The organism is Staphylococcus devriesei (genome assembly GCF_002902625.1).
Classification (GTDB): domain Bacteria; phylum Bacillota; class Bacilli; order Staphylococcales; family Staphylococcaceae; genus Staphylococcus; species Staphylococcus devriesei.
The window spans coordinates 1-8,206 of sequence record NZ_PPRG01000061.1 but is presented as its reverse complement, the minus strand read 5'-3'; the positions used below and the strand labels follow the sequence as shown (position 1 = coordinate 8,206).

Below are 8,206 nucleotides of genomic sequence, written 5' to 3'. Positions count from 1 at the left end.
TTGATTTTCTGTTTCGCTGTCTTTTTTATAAAATTTTATTGTATATTAATTCAAATATATGTATAATAATGAATTATAAAAAAGGAGGTTGCTATATGAAATATTTTTCTAAATTAATAGTCATAGCAATCTTAATTAGTATGACCTTGATATATATACAACCAATGGCTCAGGCTGATGAAGATGCAACATGGAAAAGAATCAAGGAAAGTGGAGAATTAAAAGTAGGTTTATCCGCTGATTATGCGCCGCTTGAATTTGAAAAAACAGTTAATGGTAAAAGTGAATATGAAGGAGTTGATATTGAACTAGCTAAGAAAATTGCTAAAGATAATAACGTCAAACTAAAGATAGTAAACATGCAATTTGATAGTTTGTTAGGAGCGCTTAAGACAGGAAAAATTGATTTAATTATTTCAGTTATGACGTCTACTCCTGAAAGAAAAAAGGAAGTTGATTTTTCTGAACCTTATATGGAGACAAGTAATACATTATTAATAAGAAAAGATGATTTAGACAAATACCATGATTTAAAAGACTTTTCAAAGAAAAAAATAGGTGCTCAAAAGGGTACTGAACAAGAAAAAATAGCTCAAACAGAAATTGATAAAGCTGAGGTGAGTTCTTTAGATCGTTTGCCAGATGCTATTCTTGCACTAAAAAGTAAAAAAATCGATGGTCTAGTTATCGAAAAACCAGTAGCTGAAGCATATATCAAACAAAATAAAGAACTTACATTTGCAAAGGTTTCTTTTAACGAAGCTAAGAAACCTACAGTCATTGCAGTACCAAAACAATCACCAATGTTATTAGAGCATGTTAACAAAACGATTAGTGAGGTTAAAGATAAAAATTTAATCAATAGCTATATGGATAAAACCTCTAAAGCAATGGTAGATGACGGTAATTTTTATCAAAAATATGGAACATTCTTTATTAAAGGATTAAAAAATACAATACTTATTTCATTTATCGGAGTGATTTGTGGAGCTATCATCGGTGCGCTTATTGCTTTAGCAAAATTAAGTAAGTTTAAAGTTCTTTCTTGGTTAGCTTCAATATATATAGAGTTTCTTAGAGGAACACCAATGCTAGTACAAGTATTTCTTGTATTCTTCGGTACTACAGCATTGCTCGGGTTAGACGTTTCAGCTTTAGTTTGTGGAACCATTGCTTTAGTAATCAACTCTTCTGCATACATTGCTGAAATTATAAGAGCTGGTATAAATGCGGTAGATAGGGGGCAAACTGAAGCTGCACAATGTCTGGGATTAAATTACTCTAAAACAATGATTCATATTATTTTACCCCAAGCTATTAAAAATATACTACCTGCGCTTGGTAATGAATTCGTAACGTTAATTAAAGAGTCATCAATCGTTTCTACAATTGGTGTAAGCGAAATAATGTTCAATGCTCAAGTAGTGCAAGGTATCTCATTTGATCCTTTTAAACCACTTATGATAGCTGCAGTCATGTACTTTGTCCTAACATTCTCTTTATCGAGAGTAATGAATTTAATTGAAGGGAGAATGAAAGCCAGTGATTAAAGTTGAAAATTTAAATAAGTCGTTTGGTAAAAATGAAGTATTAAAAAATATTGATTTAGAAATAAATAAGGGGGAAGTTGTAGCTATTATTGGCCCTTCTGGGAGCGGGAAAAGTACTTTGTTGCGCTGTATGAATTTACTTGAAACACCAACTAGTGGGAAAGTGATATTTGAAGGAAAAGATTTAATGCAGAATAAAAGTAGCTTAAATAGTTTGCGCCAAAAAATGGGTATGGTATTCCAAAACTTCAACTTATTTCCTCATAAGACCGTACTAGATAATGTTATTTTAGCGCCTAAATTACTTAATAAAAATAAGTTGGAAAACTTGAAAATCGAAGGTCAAAAATTGTTGGAAAAAGTAGGACTTGCAGATAAAATATCGGCGTATCCGTCTCAATTATCTGGAGGTCAAAAACAAAGAGTTGCTATTGCTAGAGCATTAGCAATGCATCCAGACGTCATATTATTTGATGAGCCAACTTCAGCATTAGATCCCGAAGTTGTTTATGAAGTATTACAAGTAATGAAAGATTTAGCGAAAGAAGGCATGACCATGGTAATTGTAACACATGAAATGGGCTTTGCCAGAGATGTGAGTGATAAAGTAATCTTCATGATGGATGGAGAAATCGTAGAAAGTGGAGAACCACAACAAATTTTTAATACGCCAACTCATCAAAGAACGCAAAACTTTCTTGAGAGAGTTTTATAATAAGATAATAAGAATATAAATGTTAATCAATACTAACGAAGCGGAATCATAAAATATTGAATCTATTTACAAGTATGCTTCGTTATCTAACATATTAATCAGGACAAAGAATTGTTAGAAATGACAATTAAATCTTTGTCCTGTTTTTTATTCAAAATTTTAAATATATGTATTCCTGTTTATGTTAAAATATCCTATGTATATTTTTATAGGAGGCAAAGTAATTGAATTATAAAGAGTTAAAAAGAGAAATCATCGACTTTGCACATTCAATTGGGATAGATAGTATTGGTTTCACAACTGCAGATCCTTTTGATGAACTTAAGCAAAAGTTAGAAGATTACCATTCAAAAGGCTATGCCTCTGGTTTTGAAGAATCTGATATTGCATTACGTACGGAGCCTAAATTAAGTTTACCAACTGCTCGTTCTATCATAGCTATTGCGGTTGGTTATCCTAATAAACTTAAAGGCGCGCCTAAGAGCGTTAGAGGAGATCGACGCGGCATGTTTGCTCGTGCATCATGGGGACAAGATTATCATAATATTATGCGAAAAAGATTTGATAAACTAGCGGAATATATCCAATCAAAAGTTCCCGATGTTGAGATTCAAAGTATGGTAGATACAGGTGTATTATCTGATCGAGCTGTAGCTGAAAGAGCTGGACTTGGATTTGCTGGGCGCAATGGCTTTATCATTAACCCAGATTTAGGAACATGGACCTATTTAGGCGAAATGCTAGTCAGTATACCATTTGAACCTGATGATCCAATTTTAGATAGTTGTGGAGACTGTACGATTTGTGTAGATAGATGTCCCACAGGTGCGTTAGTAGGAAATGGACAACTCAATGCGCAAAAATGTATTAGCTTTTTAACTCAGACAAAAGGCTATTTACAAGATGAATATCGCTATAAAATTGGGAATCGATTATACGGCTGTGATACATGCCAACAAGTCTGCCCTAAAAATAGAGGTATTAATACTGTTCATGAAGATATCGTGTTAGAGCCTGAAATTCTTAAACCTCGTCTTGTCCCTTTACTACAAATGAGTAATAAAGAATTTAAAAATACTTATGGCCATCTTGCTGGGGCATGGAGAGGTAAAAAGCCAATTCAACGAAATGCTATAATAGCATTAGCGCATTTTAATGAAGAAACTGCAATCCCCGAATTAAAAGAGGTAGCTTTAAATGATCCACGACCAATGATTAGAGGTACCGCCTATTGGGCTATTGGTCAGATTCTTGGAGAAGAAGCACGTAGCTTTATTGAAGAATATTATGATAGCGAACTTGAAGAAGTTCAACAAGAGATGATAAAAGGATTAGAAATGAGGAAACCATAAATGACCAATCATATCGTATTATTTCAACCCGAAATCCCTGCTAATACAGGAAATATAGCTCGTACATGTGCTGGAACAAATACACATTTACACTTAATTAAACCATTAGGGTTTAGTACAGATGATAAAATGCTAAAACGTGCAGGCTTAGATTACTGGGAACATGTTAATATTACTTATCATGAGAGTATCGAAGAATTTTTTGAAGCTACAGAGGGCAATTATTATTTGCTTACTAAATTTGGTAAACAAACTTATAGCGATTTCGATTTTTCACAAATCGAAATTGAACATTACTTTATTTTTGGTAGAGAGACCACAGGGTTACCTGATTGGGTTAAAGAGAAATATGCAGAGACGGCTTTAAGAATTCCAATGAGTGACAAAATTAGATCGTTAAATTTATCTAATACGGCGGCGCTATTAATTTATGAAGCGTTACGTCAACAGAATTTTCCTGGATTATCTTAAGAAAAAGTGATTAAGAAGAATTATTAAATGCAACTGAACACTAAAAAATGTTATATTAATGAGTGATTTAATATACCCTGTTAAATGGTTTGAATTAATGCGTAGTAGGGTAAGTTATCTTATAATACGACAATTATTAAAATATTGATGAAGTAAGAGGAGTGTAATGACAATGGCAATGAACTTTAAAGTATTTAATGATGTTGAACATGTAGCTAAATTCACTGCAGATATCATTAGAAAACAATTTAACAACAATCCAACTACTATTGCTGGAATTCATTTAACTAAGGATGCAGCTCCAGTATTAGATGAATTAAAAAAAGATGTTGATAGAAATGCTGTAGATTTCAGTCAAATCAATATCCTAGATTATGATGATAATCGTTCATACTACGAAACATTGGGCGTACCTGCTAGCCAAGTATATCCTATTAATTTAGATGATGATGCTGAATCATTAATTGATGATAAAATTAAAACTAAAGAAAATAAAGGAAAACTTATTTTACAAGTTACGTCTATTGATGAATCTGGTAGCTTAAATGTAAATGTAAGACAAGGTCTTTTAAAAGCTCGTGAAGTTGTATTAGTAGTAACTGGTGCTAATAAAAAAGAAGTTATAAAAAAATTATATGAAGAAAATGGTAAATCAAACTTTGAGCCAGCTGACTTAAAAACACATCGTATGGTAACTGTAGTGTTAGATAGAGCAGCAGCTGAAGGTCTTCCTGAAGATGTCAAAGAATATTTCACAGCTGAATTTGCATAAATTTAAATTGTGAGGTCTAATTTATGACAGAAAATAAAGAATCTAAACTATATTATAGTGAAGAAGAAAATGCTATGGTTGAGGACTTAGATGATTTAAAAGAGCTAGGTAAAGAAATGGAACAAATTTCTGAAAAAAATGATGAAGAGAAATTGAACCAATCACATGACTCAGAGGTGCGTTCTGATTTAAATGACAACTAATTAGATGTTGTTCCTTGTGCTTCATATTGACACTTTGTATAAGGTTAATATGGAGCGCTTTTTTATGCTAAAATGTAACTTGATGAAATCACTAAGGAGATAAAATAATGTTACAGAAACATTGGTTACAGTTAACTATTGCCACTATCGTTATAAGTTTGTTATCGATTAAAGGCTTTCCTATTGCACTAGGGGCTTTGTATTTGCCAGTACTATTTAAAATAGTACAGTTACAATTAAATTTATCTAAAGGATTGATTGACGATATCAATGCGCGTCCTTTTATTAAAAGTAATCAAACAGGCATCATTGTTAGCGTGTTATGTTGTCTTATAGTTACTGGAATTCTGATTTATACGTTAAATGATTTTTATCAAAGTTTAACTGGCATTTTAGGTTATTTGGTAATGCTTAGCCCTTTTACATTGATTATAAGCGCTATTTTATATGTTTTAAGTACCATTGCCGTTGTGCAAGCTGTAAAAGTTAAATTTATTAAATAATATACTAAAGTTAGAAGCGTGACAGAAATCTATTGTAGTTCAAAGGTTTTAATGTCTCGCTTCTATTTTTATATAAGAAAAGGTCTCACATTTAAAAACAAGATATAAACTTAACTAGATAAATATATTTGTAAACGCTTTAATTGTGCGTTGCTCCTCTAATTTAAATAATGCTATACTATTGGTAAATAAGAGAATAAGGGGAGATTATCGTATGTCAGTAAGAATTGAACACGATACTTTTGGAGAGATTGAAGTACCTGGAGATAAATATTGGGGTGCTCAAACTGAAAGAAGTAAACGCAACTTTCCAGTAGGTAAAGAACGGATGCCAATTGAAGTAGTTTATGGATTTGCTCAGTTGAAAAGGGGCGCTGCTTTAGCCAATCATGAGCTTGGAAAATTAAGCGATGCTAAAAAAGATGCAATTGTCCATGCATGTGATTTAATTTTAAAAGGTGAGTTAAACGACCATTTTCCATTAGTCGTTTGGCAAACTGGAAGCGGTACGCAAAGTAATATGAACGTAAATGAAGTGGTTAGTTATGTAGCAAATGAATATTTAAAAGAAAATAATAGTGATGAAACAATTCATCCTAATGACGATGTAAACAAATCACAAAGTTCTAATGATACATTCCCGACAGCCATGCATGTGGCTTTATATCATGAAGTCGAAACTAAATTAGAACCTGCATTAAAAAAATTACGTGATACTTTTAAAGAAAAAGAAGAGCAATACCAATCAATTATTAAAATAGGACGTACGCATTTACAAGACGCTACACCGATTAAATTAGGTCAAGAAATTAGCGGTTGGCGCTATATGTTAGATAAATGTGAAGAATTATTATCTGAATCTAAGAAACATATTTTAAATTTAGCTATTGGTGGTACAGCAGTAGGTACTGGTATCAATGCACATCCGGAGTTTGGCGATAAAGTAGCTAAATTTATTTCGGATAATACAGGATATGCATTTGTGTCATCTGAGAATAAATTCCACGCATTGACTTCACATGACGAAGTAGTGCAGTTACACGGCACATTAAAAGCACTAGCTGCTGATTTAATGAAGATAGCGAACGATATTAGATGGTTAGCTTCAGGTCCTAGAGCAGGTCTTGCTGAAATTTCTATTCCTGAAAATGAACCAGGATCTTCAATTATGCCAGGTAAAGTTAACCCAACTCAATGTGAAATGTTAACGATGGTTGCCGTGCAAGTTATGGGTAATGACACGACTGTAGGTATTGCAAGCTCACAAGGTAACTTTGAGTTAAATGTATTTAAACCAATTATCTTGCATAATACATTACAATCAATTTACTTATTAGCTGATGGCATGGAAACATTTAATAATAACTGTGCAACAGGAATAGAACCAATTGAAGAAAATATAAATAATTACTTAAATCAATCACTTATGTTAGTAACAGCATTAAATCCACATATTGGTTATGAAAAAGCAGCTCAGATTGCTAAAAAAGCTCATAAAGAAGGGTTAACGTTAAAAGAATCAGCGATTGAGTCTGGATATGTAACTGAAAAACAATTTGAGGAATGGATTAAACCAGAAGATATGGTTGATCCCCACTAACTCTTGACAAAATAAAATCAAAAGGTTGGGACATAATTTAAAAGTAGAGGCGTAGAAGATATTCAATTCTGAATCATCTCTACGCCTCATTCTATTCTTGTTTACTTACTTATTTACAAAGGAAAGTGGAATTGCAAATCGAATGCAATTCCATTAGAGTGCATTCTTACTTTGTATTATTCGTCATCTAGGCTCACAGAAATTAATTCTTGAGTAAGCGGATGAGTAAATTCAATTTTATAACTATTTAACTCTAGTTGACGTAGTGTTGAATCACCGTATAACGGATCTCCGAGAACAGGATGGCCGATTTCGGCTAAATGTACACGAATTTGGTGTGTACGACCAGTATCTAATTTAATATCTAATTGACAAACGCCTTCTTTAATCATTTTTGAGGATAAAATATGAGTGACTGCACGTTGACCTGTGTTAGAAACACGGCGTTTGTTAGGGTGAAATTTGTCTTTACCAATAGGCTTATCAATCGTTTGAGGTTTAATTGGTAATAACGCTTTTACATTCGCTTTATATATTCTGTTAATTTCATTTTCTTCTAACATGCGATCTAATATTTTTTTCATTAATGGGTTCTTTGCAATAATAAGTAAGCCAACTGTTTCTTGGTCAAGACGGTGAATAGGTTCTGCATAGTCGCTATTTATCGTATAAATCACATGGTTCATTAATGTATTACTTTCTTTTAAATCATTTGGATGTGTTTTCACACCTTTAGGTTTCATGACAATGGCTAAATCATCATCTTCATAACTAATTTGAGCATAGCGATAACTCGGTAAGTAATTACTTTTTTCTGTAGGCGTGGGGATATAAACCTCGTCGCCTGTCACTACTTTATCTGTGAGTTTAGCTGGTTGATGATTGATAGTAATATCTTTAGACATATTAAGTTGATGCAAATCTTTTTTAGGTAATTTTAAACTTTGGAAAATTTCTCTTAAAGTATAATTATTAAAATTTGTAGATATATTAAAATTCATAAATTCCTCCTATTAAGTACGTATTTATCATATCATATC

Annotated in this window: 9 protein-coding genes; 8 read left to right on the top strand and 1 reads right to left on the bottom strand. The window is 32.3% G+C overall.

Going from position 1 to position 8,206, the window contains the following annotated elements; translation table 11 throughout:
* The first annotated feature begins 95 nt into the window (after positions 1 to 95).
* From CD147_RS09640 to fumC, 8 genes are all read left to right on the top strand, one after another.
* A complete protein-coding gene (locus CD147_RS09640) occupies positions 96 to 1,550 on the top strand; it encodes an ABC transporter substrate-binding protein/permease (RefSeq protein ID WP_103167176.1) in 1,455 nt (484 codons plus the stop codon).
* Positions 1,543 to 2,265, top strand: coding sequence for an amino acid ABC transporter ATP-binding protein (locus tag CD147_RS09635; protein ID WP_103167175.1), 723 nt, complete (start codon positions 1,543 to 1,545; stop codon positions 2,263 to 2,265). Before CD147_RS09640 ends, CD147_RS09635 begins: the two co-directional genes overlap by 8 nt.
* 224 nt (positions 2,266 to 2,489) lie before the next feature.
* A complete protein-coding gene (gene queG / locus CD147_RS09630) occupies positions 2,490 to 3,617 on the top strand; it encodes a tRNA epoxyqueuosine(34) reductase QueG (protein ID WP_103167174.1) in 1,128 nt (375 codons plus the stop codon).
* Entirely contained in the window at positions 3,618 to 4,088 is a 471-nt protein-coding gene (gene trmL, locus CD147_RS09625) for a tRNA (uridine(34)/cytosine(34)/5-carboxymethylaminomethyluridine(34)-2'-O)-methyltransferase TrmL (protein WP_103167173.1), read from the top strand.
* 172 nt (positions 4,089 to 4,260) lie between these two features.
* On the top strand, positions 4,261 to 4,860 hold the full coding sequence (locus tag CD147_RS09620; protein ID WP_103167172.1) for a 6-phosphogluconolactonase: 600 nt from the start codon (positions 4,261 to 4,263) through the stop codon (positions 4,858 to 4,860).
* A 23-nt stretch (positions 4,861 to 4,883) separates the two neighbouring features.
* A complete protein-coding gene (locus tag CD147_RS09615) occupies positions 4,884 to 5,063 on the top strand; it encodes an SAS053 family DNA gyrase inhibitor (protein ID WP_103167171.1) in 180 nt (59 codons plus the stop codon).
* A 107-nt stretch (positions 5,064 to 5,170) separates the two neighbouring features.
* The gene (locus tag CD147_RS09610; RefSeq protein ID WP_103167170.1) at positions 5,171 to 5,566 is read left to right on the top strand and encodes a hypothetical protein; all 396 of its coding nucleotides are present in this window, start codon (positions 5,171 to 5,173) and stop codon (positions 5,564 to 5,566) included.
* A 214-nt stretch (positions 5,567 to 5,780) separates the two neighbouring features.
* Positions 5,781 to 7,166: a class II fumarate hydratase gene (gene fumC / locus CD147_RS09605; RefSeq protein ID WP_103167169.1), complete on the top strand. Its 1,386-nt coding sequence runs from the start codon at positions 5,781 to 5,783 to the stop codon at positions 7,164 to 7,166.
* A 176-nt stretch (positions 7,167 to 7,342) separates the two neighbouring features.
* On the opposite strand, the gene CD147_RS09600 is transcribed toward fumC, so the two are convergent.
* Positions 7,343 to 8,167 carry an RluA family pseudouridine synthase gene (locus CD147_RS09600; protein ID WP_103167168.1) on the bottom strand — a complete coding sequence of 275 codons (825 nt, stop codon included), beginning with the start codon at positions 8,165 to 8,167 and terminating at the stop codon, positions 7,343 to 7,345.
* Positions 8,168 to 8,206 lie beyond the last annotated feature (39 nt).

Bases quoted from the DNA above. Each gene is read 5' to 3' on its own strand.
- CD147_RS09640 (WP_103167176.1), top strand. From the start codon at position 96: ATGAAATATTTTTCTAAATTAATAGTCATAGCAATCTTAATTAGTATG.
- trmL (WP_103167173.1), top strand. From the start codon at position 3,618: ATGACCAATCATATCGTATTATTTCAACCCGAAATCCCTGCTAATACA.
- CD147_RS09620 (WP_103167172.1), top strand. From the start codon at position 4,261: ATGGCAATGAACTTTAAAGTATTTAATGATGTTGAACATGTAGCTAAA.
- CD147_RS09615 (WP_103167171.1), top strand. From the start codon at position 4,884: ATGACAGAAAATAAAGAATCTAAACTATATTATAGTGAAGAAGAAAAT.
- CD147_RS09610 (WP_103167170.1), top strand. From the start codon at position 5,171: ATGTTACAGAAACATTGGTTACAGTTAACTATTGCCACTATCGTTATA.
- fumC (WP_103167169.1), top strand. From the start codon at position 5,781: ATGTCAGTAAGAATTGAACACGATACTTTTGGAGAGATTGAAGTACCT.
- CD147_RS09600 (WP_103167168.1), bottom strand. From the start codon at position 8,167: ATGAATTTTAATATATCTACAAATTTTAATAATTATACTTTAAGAGAA.